The organism is Mycobacterium sp. NPDC050551 (assembly GCF_040674075.1).
Taxonomy (GTDB): Bacteria; Actinomycetota; Actinomycetes; order Mycobacteriales; family Mycobacteriaceae; genus Mycobacterium.
The window spans coordinates 1-22772 of record NZ_JBFARC010000004.1; the positions used below are offsets into that span (position 1 = coordinate 1).

Annotated in this window: 25 protein-coding genes; 15 read left to right on the forward strand and 10 right to left on the reverse strand. The window is 70.7% G+C overall.

Features of this window, described 5'->3' with window-relative positions; all coding sequences use genetic code 11:
• Nucleotides 1-329: 329 nt before the first annotated feature.
• From AB0K11_RS16370 to AB0K11_RS16400, 7 genes are all read right to left on the reverse strand, one after another.
• Nucleotides 330-1109, reverse strand: coding sequence for a D-alanyl-D-alanine carboxypeptidase family protein (locus AB0K11_RS16370; protein ID WP_364980371.1), 780 nt, complete (start codon nucleotides 1107-1109; stop codon nucleotides 330-332).
• 162 nt (nucleotides 1110-1271) lie between these two features.
• Nucleotides 1272-2165, reverse strand: a complete 894-nt coding sequence (locus AB0K11_RS16375; protein ID WP_364978568.1) for a serine hydrolase — start codon at nucleotides 2163-2165, stop codon at nucleotides 1272-1274.
• Between the two features lie 11 nt (nucleotides 2166-2176).
• Nucleotides 2177-2590 carry a ferredoxin family protein gene (locus AB0K11_RS16380; protein ID WP_364978571.1) on the reverse strand — a complete coding sequence of 138 codons (414 nt, stop codon included), beginning with the start codon at nucleotides 2588-2590 and terminating at the stop codon, nucleotides 2177-2179.
• A complete protein-coding gene (locus AB0K11_RS16385) occupies nucleotides 2587-4194 on the reverse strand; it encodes an FAD-binding protein (RefSeq protein WP_364978574.1) in 1608 nt (535 codons plus the stop codon). Before AB0K11_RS16385 ends, AB0K11_RS16380 begins: the two co-directional genes overlap by 4 nt.
• Complete coding sequence (locus AB0K11_RS16390) at nucleotides 4169-4915, reverse strand: ABC transporter ATP-binding protein (RefSeq protein ID WP_364978577.1); 747 nt, start codon at nucleotides 4913-4915, stop codon at nucleotides 4169-4171. The genes AB0K11_RS16385 and AB0K11_RS16390 overlap by 26 nt, the downstream gene beginning before the upstream one ends.
• Complete coding sequence (locus AB0K11_RS16395; RefSeq protein ID WP_364978580.1) at nucleotides 4912-5781, reverse strand: ABC transporter permease; 870 nt, start codon at nucleotides 5779-5781, stop codon at nucleotides 4912-4914. The genes AB0K11_RS16390 and AB0K11_RS16395 overlap by 4 nt, the downstream gene beginning before the upstream one ends.
• The gene (locus tag AB0K11_RS16400; RefSeq protein WP_364978583.1) at nucleotides 5778-6737 is read right to left on the reverse strand and encodes an ABC transporter substrate-binding protein; all 960 of its coding nucleotides are present in this window, start codon (nucleotides 6735-6737) and stop codon (nucleotides 5778-5780) included. Before AB0K11_RS16400 ends, AB0K11_RS16395 begins: the two co-directional genes overlap by 4 nt.
• 158 nt (nucleotides 6738-6895) lie before the next feature.
• Between AB0K11_RS16400 and AB0K11_RS16405 the strand changes: the two genes are divergently transcribed.
• The 5 genes from AB0K11_RS16405 to trmD all read left to right on the forward strand — a co-directional run bounded on the left by AB0K11_RS16405 (nucleotide 6896) and on the right by trmD (nucleotide 9507).
• Nucleotides 6896-7315, forward strand: a complete 420-nt coding sequence (locus AB0K11_RS16405) for a nuclear transport factor 2 family protein (RefSeq protein WP_364978586.1) — start codon at nucleotides 6896-6898, stop codon at nucleotides 7313-7315.
• A gap of 163 nt (nucleotides 7316-7478) precedes the next feature.
• Nucleotides 7479-8006 carry a 30S ribosomal protein S16 gene (gene rpsP, locus AB0K11_RS16410; RefSeq protein WP_364978589.1) on the forward strand — a complete coding sequence of 176 codons (528 nt, stop codon included), beginning with the start codon at nucleotides 7479-7481 and terminating at the stop codon, nucleotides 8004-8006.
• An 8-nt stretch (nucleotides 8007-8014) separates the two neighbouring features.
• The gene (locus AB0K11_RS16415) at nucleotides 8015-8254 is read left to right on the forward strand and encodes an RNA-binding protein (RefSeq protein ID WP_364978592.1); all 240 of its coding nucleotides are present in this window, start codon (nucleotides 8015-8017) and stop codon (nucleotides 8252-8254) included.
• 43 nt (nucleotides 8255-8297) lie between these two features.
• A complete protein-coding gene (gene rimM / locus AB0K11_RS16420) occupies nucleotides 8298-8816 on the forward strand; it encodes a ribosome maturation factor RimM (RefSeq protein ID WP_364978595.1) in 519 nt (172 codons plus the stop codon).
• A gap of 4 nt (nucleotides 8817-8820) precedes the next feature.
• Nucleotides 8821-9507 (forward strand): tRNA (guanosine(37)-N1)-methyltransferase TrmD, encoded by a 687-nt coding sequence (gene trmD / locus AB0K11_RS16425; RefSeq protein WP_364978598.1) that lies wholly within the window; start codon nucleotides 8821-8823, stop codon nucleotides 9505-9507.
• On the opposite strand, the gene AB0K11_RS16430 is transcribed toward trmD, so the two are convergent.
• On the reverse strand, nucleotides 9504-10439 hold the full coding sequence (locus AB0K11_RS16430) for a hypothetical protein (protein ID WP_364978601.1): 936 nt from the start codon (nucleotides 10437-10439) through the stop codon (nucleotides 9504-9506). The two genes, trmD and AB0K11_RS16430, sit on opposite strands and share 4 nt — an antisense overlap.
• Before the next feature lie 324 nt (nucleotides 10440-10763).
• Here AB0K11_RS16430 and rplS point away from each other — a divergent pair, with 324 nt between their 5' ends.
• From rplS to AB0K11_RS16450, 4 genes are all read left to right on the forward strand, one after another.
• Nucleotides 10764-11105, forward strand: a complete 342-nt coding sequence (gene rplS / locus AB0K11_RS16435) for a 50S ribosomal protein L19 (protein ID WP_364978604.1) — start codon at nucleotides 10764-10766, stop codon at nucleotides 11103-11105.
• A 99-nt stretch (nucleotides 11106-11204) separates the two neighbouring features.
• Nucleotides 11205-12011, forward strand: a complete 807-nt coding sequence (lepB, locus tag AB0K11_RS16440; protein ID WP_364980374.1) for a signal peptidase I — start codon at nucleotides 11205-11207, stop codon at nucleotides 12009-12011.
• Nucleotides 12012-12052: 41 nt separating this feature from the next.
• Entirely contained in the window at nucleotides 12053-12790 is a 738-nt protein-coding gene (locus tag AB0K11_RS16445) for a ribonuclease HII (protein WP_364978607.1), read from the forward strand.
• A 40-nt stretch (nucleotides 12791-12830) separates the two neighbouring features.
• Nucleotides 12831-13136 carry a DUF2469 domain-containing protein gene (locus AB0K11_RS16450; RefSeq protein ID WP_207358246.1) on the forward strand — a complete coding sequence of 102 codons (306 nt, stop codon included), beginning with the start codon at nucleotides 12831-12833 and terminating at the stop codon, nucleotides 13134-13136.
• Nucleotides 13137-13143: 7 nt separating this feature from the next.
• Here the strand turns inward: AB0K11_RS16450 and AB0K11_RS16455 are convergent, their stop codons facing one another.
• The gene (locus AB0K11_RS16455) at nucleotides 13144-13770 is read right to left on the reverse strand and encodes a sigma-70 family RNA polymerase sigma factor (protein ID WP_364978611.1); all 627 of its coding nucleotides are present in this window, start codon (nucleotides 13768-13770) and stop codon (nucleotides 13144-13146) included.
• A gap of 139 nt (nucleotides 13771-13909) precedes the next feature.
• Here AB0K11_RS16455 and AB0K11_RS16460 point away from each other — a divergent pair, with 139 nt between their 5' ends.
• The 5 genes from AB0K11_RS16460 to AB0K11_RS16480 are packed head-to-tail and all read left to right on the forward strand — an operon-like array spanning nucleotide 13910 to nucleotide 19800.
• Complete coding sequence (locus AB0K11_RS16460) at nucleotides 13910-14683, forward strand: HAD-IIA family hydrolase (protein ID WP_302914396.1); 774 nt, start codon at nucleotides 13910-13912, stop codon at nucleotides 14681-14683.
• Between the two features lie 2 nt (nucleotides 14684-14685).
• The gene (locus AB0K11_RS16465; protein WP_364978616.1) at nucleotides 14686-15585 is read left to right on the forward strand and encodes an arginase family protein; all 900 of its coding nucleotides are present in this window, start codon (nucleotides 14686-14688) and stop codon (nucleotides 15583-15585) included.
• A complete protein-coding gene (locus tag AB0K11_RS16470) occupies nucleotides 15585-17759 on the forward strand; it encodes a thiamine pyrophosphate-dependent enzyme (RefSeq protein WP_364978619.1) in 2175 nt (724 codons plus the stop codon). The genes AB0K11_RS16465 and AB0K11_RS16470 overlap by 1 nt, the downstream gene beginning before the upstream one ends.
• Before the next feature lie 23 nt (nucleotides 17760-17782).
• A complete protein-coding gene (locus tag AB0K11_RS16475) occupies nucleotides 17783-19003 on the forward strand; it encodes a CoA transferase (protein WP_364978622.1) in 1221 nt (406 codons plus the stop codon).
• On the forward strand, nucleotides 19000-19800 hold the full coding sequence (locus AB0K11_RS16480; protein WP_364978625.1) for an acyl-CoA thioesterase domain-containing protein: 801 nt from the start codon (nucleotides 19000-19002) through the stop codon (nucleotides 19798-19800). The genes AB0K11_RS16475 and AB0K11_RS16480 overlap by 4 nt, the downstream gene beginning before the upstream one ends.
• Here AB0K11_RS16480 and AB0K11_RS16485 read toward each other — a convergent pair.
• The gene (locus AB0K11_RS16485; protein ID WP_364978628.1) at nucleotides 19690-22227 is read right to left on the reverse strand and encodes an AMP-binding protein; all 2538 of its coding nucleotides are present in this window, start codon (nucleotides 22225-22227) and stop codon (nucleotides 19690-19692) included. The genes AB0K11_RS16480 and AB0K11_RS16485 overlap by 111 nt on opposite strands.
• A gap of 120 nt (nucleotides 22228-22347) precedes the next feature.
• On the opposite strand from AB0K11_RS16485, the gene AB0K11_RS16490 reads away from it, so the two are divergent.
• Entirely contained in the window at nucleotides 22348-22746 is a 399-nt protein-coding gene (locus AB0K11_RS16490) for a heme-binding protein (RefSeq protein WP_364978631.1), read from the forward strand.
• Nucleotides 22747-22772 lie beyond the last annotated feature (26 nt).

A 22772-nucleotide genomic window follows, 5' to 3' on the forward strand; every position in this document is an offset into this window, starting at 1 on the left:
GGAACAAGGCCAGGCCGCTGCTGATGTTCTGGGCGGCGCCGATCTCGGCGCCGACGGCCGCGTCGGGGTCGACCCACCAGATGTTGCGGTCCTCGCGGTGTCACAGCCGGTGCGGCGGGTGAACAGTTCGGCCATCGCGGCGTGTTTGCGTGCGCAGGCGGCGGCTTCGATGCGCGCCCAACCAGTGATCGCGTCGCAGACCACCGAATCGGCCAACTCGGGCAGCTCTTCGATCTCTGGCGGCAGCACTTCGAACATGTGTTCGAAACTACCCGCTCGCTATGACACATCACCCGCGAAGCGAAGCCTCCTGCCCAACGAAGGTGTGACTACGCCGGTTGGGCGAAGCCCCAGTCGAACAGGCCGGTCGCCTGGCCGTAGAGGTCCCCGCTGCCGTACATCTGCGCCACCACCAGGCGGCGGGTCCCCCGCTGGGCGGCGCCGACGTAGGTCTTACGGGCGAGATTGGTGAAGCCGGTCTTGCCGCCGATATCGCCCGGGTAGCGGCTGAGCAGCTCGTTCTGGTTGGTGATCGTCTTGCCGGGAAACTGCGCCGACGGCTGCGCCATGATGTGGGCGATCAGCGGATAGCGCAGCGCCGCCCGGGTGATCAGCGCGAGGTCGTGCGCGGTGGTGATGGATTCCCATCCCGGCCCGTCGAGTCCCGACGGCGACGAGGCCCTGGTGCTGCGCGCACCGACACTCGCGGCCTTGCGGTTCATCGCCGCCACCGCGACCCGCTGGCCGCCGAGCATGTCGGCCAGCATGTTCGCCGCATCGTTGCCCGACACCATCAGCAGTGCCTCCAGCAGCTGGCGGGTGGTGTACGGCTGGCCGGGTTTCAGCCCCACACACGAGCATTCGACCTGTGTGTGCGACTGGTTGGCGCGTGCGAAGTTGTCCGGCCGCAGATGGTCGAGCACCACCGTTGCCAGCAGGATCTTGATGGTGCTGGCCGGTGCGTGCGGCTCATGAGGGTTGCGGCTGGCCAGTACCCGCCCGGAGTCCAGATCGGCGAGCAGCCACGACTGCGCCGGTCCTTCGGGCAGCGACACGGCACCCGCGGGGGCAACCCCGACGGGGTCCGCCGCGGCGGCCGGGACGGGCATGACCGCCAGGATCGGGACGGCGAGCGCCGCTACCAGCGTGCGCGCCAGGGAACGCTCGCGCGACGTGGCCACGGCCGCCGAGCGTAGTGTTGCCGCCGCATCGAAATCGTCTCGAAGCCATTGCAGCTCGGTGTCGACAGGTGTGACGACGCCGGCCGCGGGTTACAGCGCGCCGACTCCCGCGTCGCGGTTGAGCGCGAAACCCCAGTCGAAGAGGGCCGCGGCCTGATCCCAGTACGTCGGCCCGCCCTCCTTGACGAGGCCGTACATCATCGAGACCACCAACCTGCGGCCGTCGCGCTGTGCGGCGCCCACGAAGGTCTTGCGCGCGATGTCGGTGAAGCCGGTCTTGCCGCCGATCGCACCCGGATAGCGGTGCAGCAGTTCGTCCTGGTTGACCAGCACGGCGTCGCCGGCCTTGGTGAAGAACACCGTCGACGGCATGGCCGTGATCTGTGCGAACACCGGGTTGGCCATCGCCGCCCGGAAGATGACCGCGAGGTCGTGCGGTGTCGACCAGAACGGCATGCCCGGGCCGTCCAGTCCGGACGGGGTGACCGCGTTGGTCCCGTTCGCGCCGAGCGCCGCCGCCTTGGCGTTCATCTTCGCGACCGCGGCGTCCGCGCCACCGAGCATCCGGGCCAGCGTGTTGGCCGCGTCGTTGCCGGAGACCAGCAGCAGCGCCTCCAGCAGCTGACGGGCGGTGTAGACGTGGCCGGGCTGCACGCCGGCGCAGTTGCACTCGACCCTGGTGTCGGCCTCGTCGGCGACGATCGTCGAGTCCAGTGGCACCTCGTCGAGGACCACCTGTGCCAGCAGCACCTTGATGGTGCTGGCCGGGGCGTAGCGGGTGTTCTGTTCGCGGCCGGCGAGCACGCGGCCGGTGTCCATGTCGGCCACCACCCAGGCCTGGGCGGGTCCCTCGGGGATGGGGAGCGAACCGGTCGGCTGGCTGACGCCCACCGCGGGCACGGCCGAGGCCGTCACCGTGGTCGTCGTCGCGCTCGAAGCGAACAGACACAGCGCGGCGGTCACAGCCGCCAGTAGCCTCCCCATGGGCGGTGAGCCTAACCCGACGGTTGCGGGTGGTTCCACATCTGGTCGCAGACCGGCGCCGGGACGGGCAGCGCTGATTCGGGCAGCGGTGGTACCGCCGAGAGCAGCGGATTCCGGTCCTTGCGCGCGCCGGCCTCCCGGCCCCGGCCCCAGCCGACCATCCGGCGGTAGCCGCCGAGCAGGCCGGACCGGGCGACCGAGTGTTCGTCGGCGTGCGGGCTGTCCGCCCCGACGGGCGTCGCCGCGGGGGACACGTACAGGGCGTCGGCGGGGCAGTACGCCTCGCACATGAAGCAGGTCTGGCAGTCACTCTGACGGGCGATCGTCGGTACCCCGTCCGGCCCGCGGTCGAAGACGTCGGTGGGGCAGACCTTGATGCAGATGTCGCAGGCGATGCAGGCCTGCGCGCTGACGATCTCGATCACGCGCACCTCCCCGCCGCCACCGGGTCGGCCGCGGACCGCGTTGTGACCGGATCGGTCGCGGTCCACACCTCGTCCAGCCCGCCGACGAGGATGCGGTGCGCGAACGCCGGCGACATGTCGGGGAGGTCCTCGCGGCGGTGCAGGCCGCGGCTCTCCTGCCGGGCCAGTGACGCCGCGGTGATCCAGCGGGCGATCGCCACCAGCGCCACCGCCTGACGCCCCTTGTAGGCCTCCCGATCGGGCAGCGGCGCCAGGCCGCCGGACACGTCGCGCCACAGCGTCTCCAGCGCCGCCGCCGACTCACGGAGCCGGTCCGCCGTCTTCAGGTAGCTGCGCATCGGCGGCAGGATGTGCGACTGCACCGCGAGGACCACCTCGTCGACGGTGGGTGCGCCGCTGCCGCCCCGGACGGAGCCGGAGACGGCCGCGGCAGAGTCGGCCCTGCGGCGCCTGCTGAACTCGGCGGCGCCGCGCCCCGCGAACGTCCCGGAGGCGATCGCCCAGGATCCGTTGCGGCTGCCGCCTCCGCTGACCGCGCCCGTGACGAGTTCGCGCGTCGCGGCGTCGCCCGCAGCGAACACGCCGGGAACCGTTGTCGCACAATCGGGTCCGATGATCCGCAGACCGCCGGTGCCGCGCACGCTGCCCTCGTAGACCATCCGCACCGGATAGGCGGTGCGGAACGGGTCGATGCCCGCCTTGTCCAGCGGCAGGAAGTAGTTGGGCTGCGCGTCGCGCATCGTCTGCCGCACATGTGCCGGAGCGCGGTCGAGCCGGGCGAACACCCGCCTGCCGTGCGCCAGCGCCCACTGGGCGTCCTGCCGTCCGGTCAGGCCGGGCCGGGTGGCCAGCGGCTGCCCGTCCTCGTCGTAGAAGCTGCCCCACTGCAGCATCCGGCCCTTGGTGTGCACGCCCCACTCCGGCGCCAGCGCGTAGGAGCTGCTGAACTCCATGCCGGACAGCTGTGCACCTTGCTCGGCGGCCATCAGCAGTCCGTCGCCGGTGTCGACGTTGGTGCCGAACGTCCCGGACAGGAAGGCGGTGCCGCCGGTGGCCACCACCACCGCACCCGCGGTGATCCGCCACGGCCTGCCGCCGTCCTGCCGCGCGATGCCCGCGGCGCCGTCGACGGCCCCGTCGCGGTCGGTGGTCAGCTGGAGCGCGGGATGGTGGTCGAGGATCCGTACGCCGCTGCGGTGGGCCCTTCGCCGCATCCGTCGCATGTACTCGGGTCCCTGCAGGCTGCTGCGCAGCGGTTCCCCGTCGTGGCCGACCGGGAACGGGTAGCCCCACTGCGCCAGGTGCTCGATGCGCTCCCATGAGGTGGCGAGCACCCGCGACATCCAGTCCTCGTCGGTGATGCCGCCCGCTACGGCCTGATGGCGGCGGACCGCGTCGTCGCGCTGCGTCCCCGGCGGCACCAGCCACAGATTGTTGCCCCCGGCGGCGGTGGCCCCACTCGTTCCGCAATAACCCTTGTCCACCAGCGTGACCCGGCTGCCGCTCTCGGCCGCCGAGATCGCCGCCCAGGTCGCGGCGGGGCCGCCGCCGAGCACGAGGACGTCGGTGTCGTGGACGTCAGGAGACGACGTCGTGCCGGTCATCGCCCACCTCCTCGCGGACCCCGAGTTCGGCGAGCAGGTCGGCGCGCAGTTCGGCGAAGCCCGCGTCGCCTCGGGTGCGCGGAAACGGCAGTCCGACAGGCCGATCCAGCGACACCCGACCACCGGAGAGCACCACCACCCGGTCAGCCAGCAGAATTGCCTCGTCGACGTCGTGGGTGACGTGCAGGACCGCCATCCGCCTGCGCGCCCAGAGTTCGTGCAGCAGCTTGTACATCTTGATCCGGGTGAGCGCGTCGAGCGCCCCGAACGGCTCGTCGAGCAGCATCAGGTCGGGTTCGCGGACCAGCGCGCGCGCCAGCGCGACCCGCTGCGCCTCACCGCCGGACAGCGACAGTGGCCACGCGCCGGCCTTGTCGGACAGGCCCACCTCGGCCAGTGCCGCGCGGCCACGGTCGGTGCGGCTCGGCGTGTCCGGCCCCCGGTCGGTCAGGGCGAAGGTCACATTCGGCAGCGCCCGGCGCCAGGGCAGCAGCCGCGGATTCTGGAACACCACCGCTCGTGACCGCGGCGCCACCACCGATCCGGTCACCTGGTCGTCGAGACCGGCCAGGATCCGCAACAGGGTGCTCTTGCCGGAGCCGGAACGGCCCAGCATCGCGACGAACTCGCCGTCGGCGATGTCGAGGTCGAGGTCGTCGAGCACCCGTTGCGCGCCGAATGCGCGTCGCAGGCCCCGGACGGTCACCACCGGAGCGCTCATGCCGTGCCTTCGAAACCGGTGAAGCCGTTGCGCCAGGACAGCAGCACCCGTTCCAGCACCCGCACCAGTGAGTAGGACGCCAGGCCCGCCACCGCGTAGATCACGATCACCAGCAGGGAGACGTCGAACTGCAGATTGGTCTGCGCCCGCGACATCAGGAAGCCGATGCCCTCGGTGGTGTTGATCATCTCGGCGAAGATCAGGCTCAGCCATGCGCTGGACAGCCCCAGGCGAAGGCCGACAAGGAAGTTCGGCATCGCACCCGGCAGGATGACCTGGGTGATCAGCGTGAATCTGCGCGCCTCGAGGGTCTGGGCCATCTCGACCAGCTGCTGGTCCACACCGCGGATTCCCGCGTAGGTGTTGATGTAGATGGCGATCGCGACGCCGAGGGTGATGAGCACGATCTTGGGGCCCTCGCCGATGCCCATCCAGATGATCAGCAGCGGCGTGAGCGCGAAATTGGGGACCGCCTTGAGGATCTGCATCGTCCAGTCGAGCAGGTCCTCACCGGTGCGGGTGAGGCCCGCCAGCACCGCCAGCAGCACACCGAGCAGGATGCCCAGCACGGTGCCGGTCAGCACCCGGGTCGCCGACGCACCGACGTGCAGGGCGAGCTGGCCGTCGGACAGCAGCCGCCACGCGGTGGTGGCGACGTGCGCCGGATTGGGGAACAGGTCCTGGTTGAGCAGACCCGTGGTCGACCCGATGGTCCACGCCGCCAGGATCAGCACCGGGCTCACCATGCGGCGCACCGGGCGCGGGATGCGGGCCCACACGCCGCGCCGGCGGCGCTGCCCGGCGACGACGTCGATCAGCTCGGGTGCCGGTGCGCCGGGGCGTGCCTGCGCGACCGCGGCCGTCACTGCTCGGCCCCGGCCCACTCACGTACCGAGTACTCGTTCTCCAGTGAGCCGTCCGCATTGAGGAATTCGTACGCGGCCTCGAGCTGGTCCACGCCCTCGGCGGGGAACGGTTCGGTGTTGAACTCGTCCTTCTTCGTCGCCTCCTTGACGAAGTCCAGTTGTGTGCCGTCGGTCTGGGCGACCCAGGCGAGGTAGGCGTCGAAGTTCTCGGTGATGTCGACGTTGACCGCGGTGACGGCCTTGCGCCAGGCGTCGGCGAACTCGGGGTGCGCCTCGGTGAACGTGGTGAGTGCGATGTTGGTCCCGGTGCTGCCGAAGTCGTGCCGCGACAGGCTGTCGATGATGGGGAAGCCCTTGTTCTGCAGTTCGATCGCGCTGGCACCGGTGACGACGGTGGCGTCGATCTGTCCCGAGCTCAACCCGGCGATGGATTCGGGTGTGGGCACGTCGCGGACCTCGATCTTGCCGGTCAGCCCGGCCGCGGCGATCAGCTGCTTGGCCGCCCGGTCCCGGATGGTGCCCTGCGGTGCGGTGACCGACTTGCCGACCAGGCCTGCGATGTCGGTCGGTCCACCCCTTGCGCCCACCAGATACGCGTCACCGTTGATCGAGTCAAGGCTCAGCAGAACGACTTTCGGGTCCCTGCTGCGGGCGCGCAGGGCGGGGTTGTCGCCGATGGCGGCCACGTCGACGGCGCCGGCGAACAGCGCCGAGGCGACATCGCTGCCGGACTGGAAGAACGAGTACTCGATCTTGTCGACGCCTGCGGCCTTGAGCTGCTCGGAGAGGATGCCCTCCTTGTCGCCCCATCCCAACGATCCGGCGGGCGTCCCGGTGGGGGAGGTGGCGCCGATGCGCAGTGTGTAGCCCGAGCCGCCGTTGTCATCGGCGCACGCGACCACCGTCGCGAGGAGAACTGCTGATGCCGCGGCGAGGCGTGAAAGACGCTTGAACACAAGGAAACTCCGAGGGTGTGGTGACGCGCGGGAACGCGGCGTCGGCGGGGCCGTTTCGAGGGCTTGCTGTAGTACACGTCGATCGGCGGATCCGGTCGATCCTTTGAATCACGTTGACCGCAAGATCACCGGCCGCGGCGGTCGTGTTGAATGACGCCATGTTGTCGCAGGCGGAGATCTCGGACCGGCTCGAGATCCAGCAGTTGCTGGTCACTTACTCGGAGGCGATCGACCGGCGGCGATTCGACGAGCTGGACCAGGTGTTCGTGCCCGACGCCTACATCGACTACCGGGCCACCGGTGGCATCGACGGCCGCTACCCGGAGATCAAGCCATGGCTGGCCGATGTGCTGCCGAAGTTCTTCAGCGGCTACGCCCACATGCTGGGGCTGCCCGCCATCCACCTCGACGGCGACACCGCGACCGCCCGTACGTTCTGCTTCAACCCGATGGTGTTCGCCGGCGACCAGCCGACCACCATGCTGATCGGCCTCTGGTACGAGGACGAGTTCGTCCGCGCCGAGGCAGGCTGGCGGATGAGCAGGCGCGTCGAGGTGAAGTGCTTCGACAAGCAGTGACGCCGTGATTTCCGCTTGACCTGTCGGTTCTGGCACAATGGGCGGCTGTCTACCGGGCGACTACGGCCGCCCGGTGGTCACACACGCAAGGCAAAACCGGACCGGGCATCCCGCCCGCGTCGCTTGAATTGCAAGCGTGGCAGACAAGGAGAATCGCCACACCATGGCTGTCAAGATCAAACTCGCCCGTTTCGGCAAGATCCGCAACCCCCAGTACCGCATCGCCGTCGCCGACGCGCGCAACCGCCGCGACGGCCGGTCCATCGAGGTCATCGGCCGGTACCACCCGAAGGAAGACCCGAGCTTCATCGAGATCGACTCGGAGCGCGCGCAGTACTGGCTCGGTGTCGGTGCCCAGCCCACCGAACCCGTCCTCGCTCTGCTGAAGATCACCGGCGACTGGCAGAAGTTCAAGGGTCTGCCCGGCGCGGAGGGCACGCTGAAGGTCAAGGAGCCCAAGCCCAGCAAGCTCGACCTGTTCAACGCGGCGCTCGCGGAGGCCGACGGCGGCTCCGGCGCTGAGGCCACCCAGCCCAAGAAGAAGAAGGCGCCCGCCAAGAAGGCCGCGTCCGACATCGAGGCGACCGCCGACCCGTCCGGTTCGGCCGACAAGTCCGAGCCTGCGGCCGAGGGCGCTGACGCCACCATCGCCGGCGCCACCGCCGACGCCACCGCCGACGCCGAGAGCTGAGCGGGGCCGTGACTGTCGTCGTCGACGCCGTCGAGCATCTGGTGCGGGGGATCGTGGACAACCCGGACGACGTGCAGGTCGACCTGGTGACCAACCGGCGCGGCCGCACCGTCGAGGTGCACGTCCATCCCGACGATCTCGGCAAGGTGATCGGCCGCGGCGGGCGCACCGCGACGGCGCTGCGCACCCTGGTGGCTGCGATCGGCGGCCGGGGCATCCGCGTCGACGTGGTGGACACCGACCAGTAGTCCCCCTGCCGCTGGGCAGGGCCGAAACGACTCGGGGATACCGATGGACCTGGTAGTCGGTCGTGTCGCCAAGGCGCACGGCGTGACGGGGGAGTTCGTCGTCGATGTCCGCACCGACGACCCCGAGGGCCGTTTCGTCGCCGGCGCCCGGCTGCGCGCCCGGCCCAGGGCCGGCGCCGAACGCGAGTACGTCGTCGAGTCGGTGCGCCCGCACGGCGGGCGGCTGCTGGTCCGGGTGCAGAGCGTGGCGGACCGCACTGCCGCCGACGCACTGCGCGGCACGTTGTTCCTCGTCGACTCCGCGGACCTGCCGCCGATCGAGGAGCCCGACGAGTACTACGACCACCAGCTCGAGGGTCTCACCGTGCGCACCGTCGAGGGTCTCGAGGTCGGCACCGTGACAGAGGTGCTGCACACCTCCGGTGGTGAGCTGCTCGCGGTGCGCCGTTCCGGCGGCGCCGAGGTGCTCGTGCCGTTCGTGGCCGCCATCGTCAGCTCGGTGTCGCTGACCGACGGGTACGTCGAGATCGACCCGCCCGAGGGCCTGCTGGAGATGAACTGACGGCATGCGGATAGACGTCATCACGATCTTCCCGCGTTTCCTCGACCCGCTACGGGAGTCGTTGCCCGGCAGGGCGATCGAGGCCGGCCACATCCAGTTCGGCGTACACGACCTGCGGCGGTGGACCCACGACGTGCACCGGTCGGTGGACGACTCGCCCTACGGCGGCGGCCCCGGCATGGTGATGAGGGCGCCGGTGTGGGGCGACGCGCTCGACGAGATCTGCACCGATGACACCCTGTTGGTCGTCCCGACGCCTGCCGGCCGGCTGTTCGATCAGGCCACGGCGCAGCGGTGGACCACAGAACGGCACCTGGTGTTCGCCTGCGGCCGCTACGAGGGCATCGACCAGCGGGTGGCCGACGACGCGGCGAGGCGCATGCGGGTCGAGGAGGTGTCGATCGGCGACTACGTGCTCACCGGCGGCGAGTCCGCGACTGTCGTGATGGTCGAGGCGGTGGTCCGGCTGCTGCCCAACGTGCTGGGCAATCCGGCGTCGCACCGGGACGACTCGCACTCCGACGGACTGCTGGAGGGACCCAGCTACACCCGCCCGCCGTTGTGGCGTGACCTGGCGGTGCCCGACGTGCTGCTGTCGGGCGATCACGCGAAGATCGCCGCGTGGCGGCGCGAACAGGCGGAGCAGCGCACGAAGGACCGCAGGCCCGACCTGCTCGGCGGCGATTCCTAGCTGGAGATCCGGCCGCCGGGGAACATCGTCCGGACGAACTGCGTGATGGTCTCGCGGGCGGCGGGCGCGCCGGTGGGCTGGTCGGAGCCGACCACCATGACGTAGCGCCGGTCCTCGCCGATGATGCCGGTGGACAGGTGCATCCAGTCCGACCCGACGCAGCACATCCAGCCCTGCTTGTAGCCGACCCGCTCGCCCGGCAACCCGTCGGGGATGCCGAAACGCTGGGGATAGGTTCCGCCGGGTTGGGTCCCGTCGAGGCCGGTGGGCGCCGCCGAGAACAGGTCGCCGACGATCATGTCGACCTTGTCGGGAGCCAGCCCGCCCGCACCGGAGAGCAGCATGTCGTAGAAGCGCACCAGATCGGCGGCCGTGCTGATGGTGTTGTACCAGAGGCCGTTGCTGGGCGGGCGGGTGCCGCCCAGCCCGTAGCGGGCGGCCACCTTCGTGACGATCGAGCTGGCGCCGTAGCGATTCCAGAACACCTCGGCGGCACTGTCATCGGACTTGCGCAGCATGGCGTCGAACAACGTGCGGTCCTCCGGCGACAGCGGCTCCTCGCTGCGCAGCATCTCGTCCGCGATGAACAGCTTGACCACCGACGCGATGGCGATGCCGCGGGTGTTGCCGTTGGACACCGTCAGCCCGGTGTTGCGGTCGAGCACGAGGGCGGTGATGTCGGCGCCGGCGTCGGCGGCCTCCGCGGTGGCCTGCTGGGCCCGGTCGGCCAGGCCGTCGAAGGTGGCGGCGGGCTGGTCGGGCGGCGCGATGGGCAGCGGAGCCATGCTGCCTTCCGGGGCCACCACCGTCAGGTGCGGGGCGTCGGCCGGCGGCGGTGGCGTGCCGTACACCCGCGCTTCGCACCCCGAGACCGTGAGCGCCGCGACCACGAGGGCTGCGCCGGCCGTCACGACCCTGCACGGCCGTCGCATATCTCTCCTCGGCATACTCGGAAGTCGTGGGAATCCGGCGGTCGCATCGTCGCCCCTGGCCGGTGGTTCAAGCCTAACGGGTCGGCGTGCGGCACGCCTGCCCGCCTTTTTCGCGCCGGCGCGGTCGGCCGTCCGCACCCGGATCGACCGGCGATTTCACTGCACAGGTGCCCGTCTGGCACAATTGAGCAGTTGTCCGCAGCGGCCGGTACCTGCCGTGTGCTGCGTGATACACCTCGAAACGCCCGGAACACCCCGGCACGGTGGCGCGCCGCACTGCGACAGCCTGCCCCGACGCCGCGAACAAACAAGGAAGTGTCACCGATGAACACGCTGGACTTCGTCGACCAGACGTCGCTGCGCGACGACATCCCGGCTTTCGGCCCCGGCGACACCATCAATGTCCACGTGAAGGTCATCGAGGGGTCCAAGGAGCGCATCCAGGTCTTCAAGGGTGTGGTCATCCGCCGTCAGGGCGGCGGGGTCCGCGAGACCTTCACCGTGCGTAAGGAGAGCTACGGCGTCGGCGTCGAGCGCACCTTCCCGGTGCACTCGCCCAACGTCGACCACGTCGACGTGGTCACCCGCGGCGATGTCCGCCGGGCCAAGCTGTACTACCTGCGCGAACTGCGTGGCAAGAAGGCGAAGATCAAGGAAAAGCGCTGACTTGCCGCGCTGTGGCCGCTGCGGCGGTCTGCACGCCACGCTGGCTAGTCTGACCTGGTGACCCGATCCAGCGAGCCCGCCGACCCTCCAGCCGACGGGATGGCCGAGGACACCGTCAGCGGTGAAGCGGGACCGGACCGAGAGCCGGATCGCGAGCAGGAAAAGCCGGACCGCAAGCGCGGCGCGCTGCGCGAGGGCGCGATCCTCGTCGCCATCGCGCTGGTCCTGTACTACGTCATGCTGACGTTCGTCGCGCGGCCCTACCTGATCCCGTCGGAGTCCATGGAGCCGACGCTGCACGGATGTCCCGGCTGTGTGGGTGACCGCATCATGGTGGACAAGCTGACCTACCGGTTCACCCAGCCCGAGCCCGGCGACGTCGTGGTGTTCAAGGGCCCGCCGAACTGGAACATCGGCTACAAGTCGATCCGGTCCGACAACACCGCGATCCGTTGGGTGCAGAACGCGCTCTCGTTCGTCGGCTTCGTCCCGCCCGACGAGAACGATCTGGTCAAGCGCGTGATCGCCACGGGCGGGCAGACGGTGGAATGCCGCGCCGCCACCGGGCTCACGGTCAACGGCAAGCGCCTCGCCGAGCCGTACCTCGACCCGCAGACCATGATGGCCGATCCCGCCATCTATCCCTGCCTGGGCAACGAGTTCGGACCGGTCACCGTGCCCGACGGCAGGGTGTGGGTGATGGGCGACAACCGCACCCACTCCGCCGATTCCCGCGCGCACTGCAGCAACCAGCCCGCCGACGCGCAGCGCGGGCTGCTCTGCACGGGCGACCCGACGGCGGGCACCGTGCCGGTGGACAATGTGATCGGCAAGGCGCGGTTCATCGCGTGGCCGCCGTCTCGGTGGGGCGGGGTCGGCTCGGTGGACCCCCAGACGGATTCCTAGCGGCGGCGATCGAGCCGCGGCGCGAGATGCGGAGGCTGAGCGTGCCGGCGACCTGGCCGCCCCGGGCGGTGATGCGGAAGTCCGCCGGACTGCGCACGCTCGAGTCTGCGCTGTACCGCGGTGGGCTGGGGCCCGTCGCGGGTGTCGACGAGGTGGGCCGCGGTGCCTGCGCCGGTCCGCTGGTCGTCGCGGCGTGTGTGCTGGGCCCGAACCGGCTGGAGAGCCTGGCCGCGCTCGACGACTCCAAGAAGCTGGGCGAGAAGGAGCGCGAGCGGCTGTTCCCGCTGATCCGCCGCTACGCGCTGGCCTATCACGTGGTGTTCATCTCGTCGACCGAGGTCGACCGTCGCGGTGTGCACGTGGCCAACATCGAGGGGATGCGCCGTGCGGTGGCGGGCCTGCCGGTGCGGCCGGGGTACGTGCTGTCCGACGGGTTCCGGGTGCCGGGGCTGCCGATGCCGTCCCTCCCGGTGATCGGCGGCGATGCCGCGGCGGCGTGCATCGCGGCGGCGAGCGTGCTGGCGAAGGTGAGCCGGGACCGGCTGATGGTGACCATGGAGGACGACCATCCCGGTTACGGGTTCGCGCTGCACAAGGGCTACTGCACGTCGACGCACACCGCGGCGCTGGCGGAGCTGGGGCCGTGTCCCGAGCACCGGTATTCGTTTGTGAACGTGCGACGCGCGGGTAGCCGCACCGAGGTGGTGGTCCGCGACGCCCCCGGCGGAGTATTGGACGCGCTGGATCTGGAGCCGGAGCAGCGGGGCGACGTCGGGTGAGGAAAGATGACATGAACCGAGCAGAAGGACAGCGCAGCGCATGAGTGCCGAGGATCTCGAGAAGTACGAAACCGAGATGGAGCTCTCGCTGTACCGCGAATACAAGGACATCGTCGGTCAGTTCAGCTATGTCGTGGAGACCGAACGGCGGTTCTACCTCGCCAACAGCGTCGAGATGGTGCCGCGCAACGCCAACGGCGAGGTGTACTTCGAGTTGCGGCTCTCCGACGCCTGGGTGTGGGACATGTACCGGCCGGCGCGGTTCGTCAAACAGGTGCGGGTGATCACCTTCAAGGACGTCAACATCGAGGAAGTCGAGAAGCCGGAGCTACGGCTGCCGGAGTGACGCGGAATCAGGACGCGACGGCGACCGGCGCCGCGTAGCCGCGTTCCCCGGCGACGTCGGCGAGCAGCCGGCGCAGCTGCCGCCGCCCGCGGTGCACCCTCGACATCACGGTGCCCAGCGGCACGGCCATCAGGTGGGCGATCTCCTGATATTTGTAGCCCTCGACGTCGGCGTAGTACACCGCGAGCCGCTGGCCCTCCGGAAGTGCGTCCAGCGCGGCCCGCACATGGTCGTCGGTCATCCCCGCCAGCGCCTCCAGTTCGGCCGACGGTCGCGACGCCGCCGTGGCATAGAACTGGGCGTCGGTCAGCTCGTCGGTGAGGAACTCGTCGGGCCTGCGCTGTGATGTCCGGTAGGCGCCGATCCAGGCGTTGCTCATGATGCGGAACAGCCAGGCCCGCAGGTTGCTGCCCTCGCGGAAGGTGGCGAAGCCGACGTAGGCCTTCATCATCGTCTCCTGCACCAGGTCCTCGGCGTCGATCCGATTGCGGGTGTGGCGCAGCGCGCCCCGGTACAGCTGATCGACGTAGGGCAGCGCATCCCGCTCGAATCGCGCGGCCAGCTGCGGGTCGATCGTGGTCGAACCGCACGAGCGCAGAAGTCGTTCTCCGGCAATCAATTCCGTAGCCACCATGTCCGTCATCCCTTTCGCGTCGGTACAGGAATGACGCTATGGCCACGGGGGTGCGGCCGGAATGGTGCTGGCCGGACAGCCGGGTGGGGGTTAGCACTACTTCGCAACCGGCTCTTGCCACGGCTGACACACTGAACGGGTGCGTGACACACCGAAGTGCTGGCTCACCGACATGGACGGCGTCCTGGTCCGGGAGGAGCACGCCCTGCCGGGCGCCGCCGAGTTCCTGATGCGACTGACCGAACTCGAACGGCCCTTCCTCGTCCTCACCAACAACTCGATCTTCACCCCGCGCGACCTGGCCGCCCGGCTGTCCCGGTCGGGGCTGACGGTGCCGGAGGACTCGATCTGGACCTCGGCGCTCGCGACCGCGACGTTCTTGGCCGACCAGCTGCCCGGCGGGTCGGCCTACGTCATCGGCGAGGCCGGCCTGACCACCGCGCTGCACGAGGCGGGCTACACCCTCACCGACGTCGACCCCGACTTCGTCGTGCTCGGCGAGACGCGGACCTACTCGTTCGAGGCGATCACCAAGGCGGTCCGGCTGATCCTGAGCGGCTCCCGGTTCATCGCCACCAACCCGGACGTGAGTGGGCCCTCGGCCGAGGGGCCGCTGCCTGCGACCGGTTCGGTCGCGGCGATGATCACCAAGGCCACCGGCCGCGAACCGTACTTCGTCGGCAAGCCGAATCCGATGATGTTCCGCAGCGCGCTGAACCGCATCGAGGCGCACTCGGAGAGCACCGTGATGGTGGGCGACCGGATGGACACCGACGTGGTCGCGGGAATCGAGGCCGGGCTGGAGACCATCCTGGTGCTCACCGGGTCCACCACGCAGGCCGACATCGAGCGGTACCCGTTCCGGCCCAGCCGGGTGCTGCCGTCGATCGCCGAGGCCATCGAGCTCATCTGACGATGACGACCGTCGAGCTGATCGGTGTGCCGTTCGACGGCTACGGACGCGTGGGCAACCAGGCCCGCGCGGCGGCGGCACTGCGCGCCGCGGGCCTCGCAGACGTCGGCGAAGTCGTCCGCGACGACGACATCGTCCTGCCGCAGGCGGAACCCGCCCGCGGCCGCAACGGTCTGATCAACGAGCCCGCCCTTCTCGCGATGACCGACGCGCTCAACGAACGGGTGGGCGCCGCGGTCACCTCCGGCCGGTTCCCGGTGATATTCGGCGGCGACTGCGCCATGCTCTTCGGCATCGCCACCGGCCTGCGCGACCACGCGGGCGACACCGGATTGGTGTTCGTCGACGGCCACGAGGACACCATGCCACTCGACGTGTCCGAGGACGGCGAGGCCGCCAACACCGAGATCGGTCTGCTGCTCGGCCTCACCGGCCGGCTCCTGAAGGGCCCGCTGGCGCAGCGCCTTCCGGCGCTGCAGCGCGACCGGCTGATGGTGCTCGGACCGCGTGACGAGCTGTGGCGCAAGCAGTTCAATGTCGGGACGCTGGCCGACTGGGGGGTGTGGCTGGCGCCGCTGGCCGACGTCGCGGCCGACCCGCCGCAGACCGGGCGCCGCGCGCTCGCGGCGCTGTCCACCCAGAAGTGGTGGCTGCACATCGATCTCGACGTCCTCGATCCCGTCGAATTCCCCGCGCAGGGGCTGCCCGGTGTCCCCGACGAACCCGGTGGACTGACGTGGCGGCAGCTCACCGCACTGGTCCTGGCGATGGCCGGGGCCGGCGGATGTGTGGGCGCCAGCCTCGCGATCTACGATCCCGACCAGGACACCGACGGTGCCGATGCGGCGCGCATCGTCGAATTCGTGCGCGATGTCCTGCCTGCCGCGACCGGGACGGCGTGATGGCCGAATCCGTCGACACCCACTTCCTCGCGGCGGTAGGCGCGATGACCGGCGGCACGCCGCGGGTCCCTCCTCGTGACGGAACAGCGCTCACCGCACAACAGGCGCTCGACATCTTCGACGCCCAGCTGCGCAGCCGCCACCTCGACATCGCCGCGCGCGAACTGCGGTCGAAAGGCAAGGGTTTCTACACGATCGGTTCCTCCGGGCACGAGGGCAACGCGGCGGTGGCGGCCGCCCTCCGCGTCACCGATCCCGCCCTGCTGCACTACCGGTCCGGTGGCTTCTTCGTGGCGCGGGCCGGCCAAGCCGGCGGCCGTGACGGCATGGCGGAGGCCGTGCGCGACGTGCTGCTGGGGCTGGTCGCCGCGGCGGCGGAACCCATCTCCGGCGGCAGGCACAAAGTCTTCGGCAGCAGCGGGCTCAACGTGATCCCGCAGACGTCGACCATCGCCTCCCACCTGCCGCGGGCGGTCGGTGTGGCGTTCTCCATCGCCAGGGCCCGCAAGCTCGGCGTGGCGGGCGCCTGGCCCGACGACGCACTGGCGGTGTGCAGCTTCGGCGACGCCTCGGTGAATCACTCCACCGCGGTCGGCGCCATCAACACCGCGATGCACTCGGCCTACCAGGGTCTGCCGATGCCGCTGCTGCTGGTCTGCGAGGACAACGGCATCGGCATCAGCACTCCGACACCGCGCGGCTGGGTGGCCAGGACGTACGAGAACCGCGCCGGGCTGCAGTATTTCGCGGCGGACGGCGCCGAGCCGGCCGAGACGTTCGACGTGGCACGGGCCGCCGCCGCGTACGTGCGCGGCAACCGTCGGCCCGCCTTCCTGCACCTGCGCACCGTCCGGTTGATGGGGCATGCGGGTTCGGACTTCGAGCCCGCCTACCGCAGGCCCGACGAGATCATGGCCGATCTCGACCGGGACCCCTTGCTCGGCACGGCCGGCCACCTCGTCGCCGCGGGTGTGCTGACGCCCGAGCAGGTGATCGACCGCTACGAGGCCGTCCGTGCCGAGGTGCTCGCCGCAGGGCGCGAGGCTGTCGGCCTGCCGCAACTCGAGACGACGACCGAGGTGGTGCGGCCGCTGCGCGATGCGATGGCCGAGGCGGTCGCGGCATCGGCGCGCCCGGAATCCCTCGCGCCCGCAGGCGAAGCCGGTGACCCGCTGACGCTGGCGCAGTCGATCAACCGGGCGCTGCGCGAGATCCTCGAACGCAGGCCTGGCGCACTGGTGTTCGGCGAGGACGTCGCCCGCAAGGGCGGGGTGTACGGGGTGACCCGCGGACTGCAGAACGCGGCCGGGCGCGCTCGCGTTTTCGACACGCTGCTCGACGAGCAGGCCATCCTCGGGCTGGCGCTCGGCGCCGGCATGTCGGGGCTGCTGCCCATTCCGGAGATCCAGTACCTGGCGTACCTGCACAACGCCGCCGACCAGATCCGTGGCGAGGGCGCGACCCTGCAGTTCTTCTCCGATCGCCAGTACCGCAATCCGATGATCGTGCGGATCGCCGGATACGGCTACCAGAAGGGGTTCGGCGGCCACTTCCACAACGACAACTCGATCGCCGCGATCGGCGACATCCCCGGCGTGGTGGTCGCCTCGCCGTCGCGACCGGACGACGCCGCGGCGATGCTGCACGCCTGCGCCGCGGCCGCCGACGCCGCGGGCACGGTGTGCGTCTACCTCGAGCCGATTGCGCTCTACCACACCCGTGACCTGTACCAGGACGGCGACGAGCAGTGGCTGGCGCCGTATCCGGAGGAGGTCGCGCCGATCGGACGGGCCCGCACCCACGGCGACGGTGCCGACCTGACGGTCCTGACGTTCGGCAACGGCGTGCGGATGAGTCTGCGGGTGGCGCGCCGTCTCGAGCGCGCAGGCATCGGTATCCGCGTCGTCGACCTGCGCTGGCTGGCACCGCTTCCCGTCGAGGACATGCTGCGCGAGGCCCGCGCCACCGGCCGCGTGCTCGTCGTCGACGAGACCAGAACGACCGGCGGCGTCGGCGAAGGGGTGCTCGCCACCCTGCTCGCCCACGGCTACACCGGCCCGTTGGCCCGCGTCGCCGGCGAGGACAGCTTCATCCCGCTCGGCGATGCCGCGCTGCAGGTGCTGCTCTCGGAGGACACCATCGAGTCGGCGGTGCTCACCATGACCACGCTCTGACTGCCGCTTGCTAGCTTGAGCGGATGGCCGAACCAGCCCCCGACCCGACGCGACCGCTGGCCGGCGTCCGGATCGTCGAGATCTCGAGCTTCGTCGCGGTGCCGCTGGCCGGGATGACGCTCGCTCAGCTCGGCGCCGAGGTGATCCGCGTCGACCCGATCGGCGGCGCGGCCGACTACCGCCGCTGGCCGGTGACCGACGCCGGGGACAGCATCTACTGGGCAGGCCTGAACAAAGGCAAGCGGTCCGTCGCGGCCGACCTGCGCTCACCCGAGGGCCAGGACCTCGTCACCCGGCTCATCGCCGACGCCGGCGTGTTCATCACCAATGTCGCTGGCCGACAGTGGCACTCGTACGACACGTTGGTGGCGCTCCGGCCCGACATCGTGCACGTCGAGGTGTCGGGGCGCGCCGACGGCGGCACCGGAGTGGACTACACCGTCAACGCCTCGGTCGGCTTCCCCCTGGTGACCGGTCCGGCGCAGCTGGCCACTCCGGTCAACCACGTGCTGCCCGCCTGGGACGTCACCTGTGGGCTGTACACCGCGCTCGCGGTGTCGACGGCGCTGCGGCACCGCGACGCCACCGGCACCGGCGCGCGGATCGGCATCCCGCTCGACAACGTCGCGCTCGCCACCGCGGGCAACCTGAGCTTCCTGACCGAGGTGATGGTCAACGGTGCGCAGCGGCAGCGGATCGGCAACTCGCTGTTCGGCACCTACGGGCAGAACTTCACCAGCAGCGACGGCGTCGCGTTCATGGTCGTCGCGCTCACCAACCGGCATTTCCGCGACCTCACCGAGACGACCGGCACCGCCAAAGCGGTTGCCGCACTGGGGCAGGCGCTCGGCGCCGACTTCACCGACGAAGGCGAACGGTACCGTCATCGCGACGCGCTGACGGGGCTGTTCACCGTGTGGTTCACCGGACACACCGCCGACGAGATCGCCGCGGCCCTGGCGGCGACGTCGGTGCTGTGGGAGCGCTACCGCAGCTTCGCCGATGTTGCCACCGACGACCGGGTGACCGACAACCCGCTGTTCACCCGCCTCGTCCAGCCGCGCATCGGCGAGTACCTGGCGCCGGGGCTGCCGATGGCGATCGGCGGTGTCTACCCACCGGCCGTCGCCGCACCCGCGCTGGGCGACGACACCGCCGGGGTGCTGTCCGACTGGCTGGGCGTGGGCGCCGACGACCTCGGCCGGCTCGTCGGAAGCGGCGTCGTGGCAACGGGTTCCGCATGAGCCGGCTGCTCACCCTGCTCGACGTGCAGCCGGCGCAGGACGGCGGCTGGACCGGCGCGGCCAGCGGCCCGGCCGGCAAACGGTCGTTCGGCGGCCAGTTCGCCGCGCAGAGCCTGGCGGCCGCCGCGCGCACCGTCGACGCGGGCCGCCCGCCGACCAACATGCATCTGCAGTTCCTGCGCGGGGGCGAGGCCGGTGACCCCGTCGACTACACCGTCACACCGGTGTTCGACGGCCGCACCGCCGCCGCGCGCCGGGTGGACTCCCAGCAGGCGGGTCGCCTGCTCACCACCGCGACCGTGTCGTTCGCCGCCCCGATCGCCGGACCCGAGCACGGGCGGCGATCCGCGATGCCTGCGCATCCGGACACCCTGCCGCAGACCGGGCCGCCGGGGCCCGCGCCGTCGCTGCCGCTCGACGAACTCGACATCCGCATCGCCGACGAACGCTCGGATGACCTGTTCGTGCGGCGGATGTGGTGGCGCGCCACCGTCGACCTGCCCGACGATCCGCTCACCCACACGCTCGTCGCGGTCTACGTCACCGACCTGTACATGATCGATCCGGCACTGCAGGCGCACGGCCACTCCATGCAGGCCCGCACCCACCGCAGCGGCACCACGGACTCGTCGGTGTGGTTCCACCGACCGGTGCGCGCCGACCAGTGGAACCTGCTCGAATCGACCTCACCCGCCGCGGCGCGGGGCCGCGCCGTGATCACCGCCAGCCTGGTCCGCGACGACGGCGTCATCGCCGCCACGCTGGTGCAGGAGGGGCTGATCGCGGACCGGGAGTAGCCGCCTGCGCAGCGTCGTCACCGCCTGGGTGAGAGCCACGCCCACCGCGACCGCGGCGACGACGCCGACGGCGGGATGGCCGTCGAACAGCGGATAGACCTGGTAGTGGGTGAGATAGGTGTACAGCGACGCCTCGGCGACCACCCCGGCCACCACAGTCAGGCCCGCCGGACAGCGGATCGCAGGCAGCCAGATCAACAACGCGAAACCGCTCAGCACCATCACTTCCCGCAGCGGGTCGCCGAAATAGCCGATCAGCCCGACGGCGACGACACACGTGACGGTCAGGCGCTGCCAGACCGTCGCCGCCTTCGCCGCGGCCCAGCCCGCCGCGAAGAACCAGAAGGCCAGCACCGTGAACCAGGCATCCCGGCCGAGCTCCAAGCCGAGCACGTCGTACCGCAATGTCATACCGAACCCCAGCAACACGGCGGCGGCCGCGAACGGATAGCGCCGTTCCCACCGGTCGAAGGCGGTCGACGCGCACAGCAGCGCCACCCCGGCCAGGATCCACACCAGCACCTCGACGAACCACAGCCTGCCCGCGGTCATGCTGTCGTGCGGGCCGAGGAACTTGTTGGTCAGCAACAGGTTCGACGCGCGATAGTGGTCGATGAACAGCAGCGTCAGCGCCACCCACAGCACCGACGGCACGGCGATCCAGGCGATGGTGGTCCGCAGGTGGCGCAGCCGTTCGCGGCGCGGCAGCGGTGTCAGACAGAACCGGCCGACGTTGTAGCCGGCCACGCCGAGCAGCAGGTGCGCCCCGCCCCACAGTTCGAACAGCCCGGCGTGCGAGCCGACGATCAACAAGATCGCGATCGCACGCAACGCCACACTGGTCTCCAGCGTCGCGCCCCACCGTCGCCGCGGCGGCGATCCGGCGCGCTCGAGATCCCGCACCGCGAGGCGCGGCCAGTCGGCGGGCAGCCGGCCGAGCGCCCGCTCGAGGCGCACCGACATCGTCACGTAGGACAGCGAATTGCCGCCCAGGTCGACGAAACTCCGCTCGGGTGTGACGGCCGCGGGTTCGATCTGCAGCACGTCGGCGAAGATCGACCGCAGGTCGGAGCTGTCGGGCGCATCATCCGGGTGGTCGGCCAGCATCCGCACGGCCGGGTAGTCCGGCTTGCCTGATGGCAGCTGGGGGAGTTCGGGCACCGCCGCCGCGTGCACCGTGTCGACGGGCACGCCTGCGACCTCCGCGGTGAGACGCCGCAGCGCGGTGCCGTCCGACGGCCCGGTCGCCGCCACGGCCAGGCCGTCGCCGAGGTCGGTGCACAACGCGCTCACGCCGCGCTCGGCCAGCGCGGACTCGACGGCCTGCAGGTCGATGCGCAGACCGTGGACCTTGACGAACCGGCTGCGGCGGCCGATCACCTCGTAGAGGCCGTCGGCGCCGCGGCGGGCGATGTCGCCGGTGCGCAGCGTGTCGTCGCCCGGCCCGAGTGCCAGGTCGGCCGGGCTGTGCGCGTACCCCATCATGACGTTGGCGCCGCGGTAGACCAGTTCGCCGGTGCCGTCGGGCCAGCCGTCGGTGGGGTCGATGGAGAACGATCCGCCGGGGATCGGCACGCCGATCGAGGCGGGTCTCGTCGCCGCGAGATGCGGTGGCAAATAAGCCATCCGGGCGGTCGCCTCGGTGGCGCCGTACATCACGAACAGCTGCCAGCCGCGGTCGGCGGCGAGTGCGGCGTAGCGGCGCACCCGCTCGGGCGGCAGCCGCCCGCCGGCCTGGGTGAGGTAGCGCAGATCGGGCAGGTCCATCGCGTCGAACCCGATCCGGTCCAGCAGTTCGAACGTGTAGGGCACCCCGGGGAACGTCGTGCCGCGGTGTCGTCGGAACAGCTCCCAGAACTCGTCGTCGACCACCGACCGCTCGGTGAGGATCAGCCCGGCGCCACGCAGCAGGTGGCTGTGCACCACCGAGAGGCCGTAGCAGTAAGACATCGGCAGAGTCGTTGCGGCGCGGTCGGTTCGGCGGATGTCGAGGTAGTCGGCGATGGCGACGGCGTTGGCGGTCAGATTGCGGCGGGAGAGCCGCACCAGCTTCGGTGAACCGGTGCTGCCCGACGTCGACATCAGCACCGCGAGGTCGGGATGCAGCTCATGCCGACTGCCTGCGCGGCGGTGGTGCACGCCGGCCGAGGTGACCACGACGTCGGGGTCGTAGGTGTGCAGGATCGCCGCGTGGTCCCGTCCCGCGGGCACCGGGAGCACGACATGACCGGCGGCCAGCGCGGCGAGATGGTGCACGAGTGTGGGGACGTCATTGCGGGTCTCGAGGAGTACCAGCCTGCGGTCCGGTCCGAGGGCGCGGGCCGCGGCGTCCACCCGGTCGGCGAGGTCACCGTAGGTCAGCGTGTGCGCTGACGTCTGCACCGCGACGTCGTCGCCGTGGGCGTTCAGATGTTCGGTTAGCCTCACCTGCCCGAACTTACCGCTGTCCGGCAAACGCCGCGGCGCGGTTGAGCCCGCGTCCCGCGGGTAATTGACCAGCGGGTCCGAAGGCCGGACCCGGCCCGACGACACGAGGACGACAAGCTCATGACATCCCCAGCAACGACCGTGCGCCGTGCAATCGGCGGCGCATTCGCCGCATGCCTGCTCGGCGGTGCCGCGGCGGCCACCATCGCGCTCCCGGCGGCGAGTGCCCAGCCCGACCCGTGCAGCGCCAGCGGCTACGCCACCACCGCCAGCGGTGTGCTCAACGCCGCGGGCGGTTACCTGGCCACCCACCCCGGCGCGAACGACGTGCTGACCGCCGCGGTCAACCAGCCGGCCGCTGACGCGGAGCGCAACGTGCGCGGCTACTTCGAGGGCCACCCGAACGAGTACTTCGACCTGCAGAACATCGCCCGGCCGCTGACCGACCTGCGAAACCGGTGCGGGACGGCGGTCACACCGAGCCAGTTGGCCACGCTGTTCGACGCGCTGGAGGACTGACCCTCCGCTGAACCGCCGAACGTGCG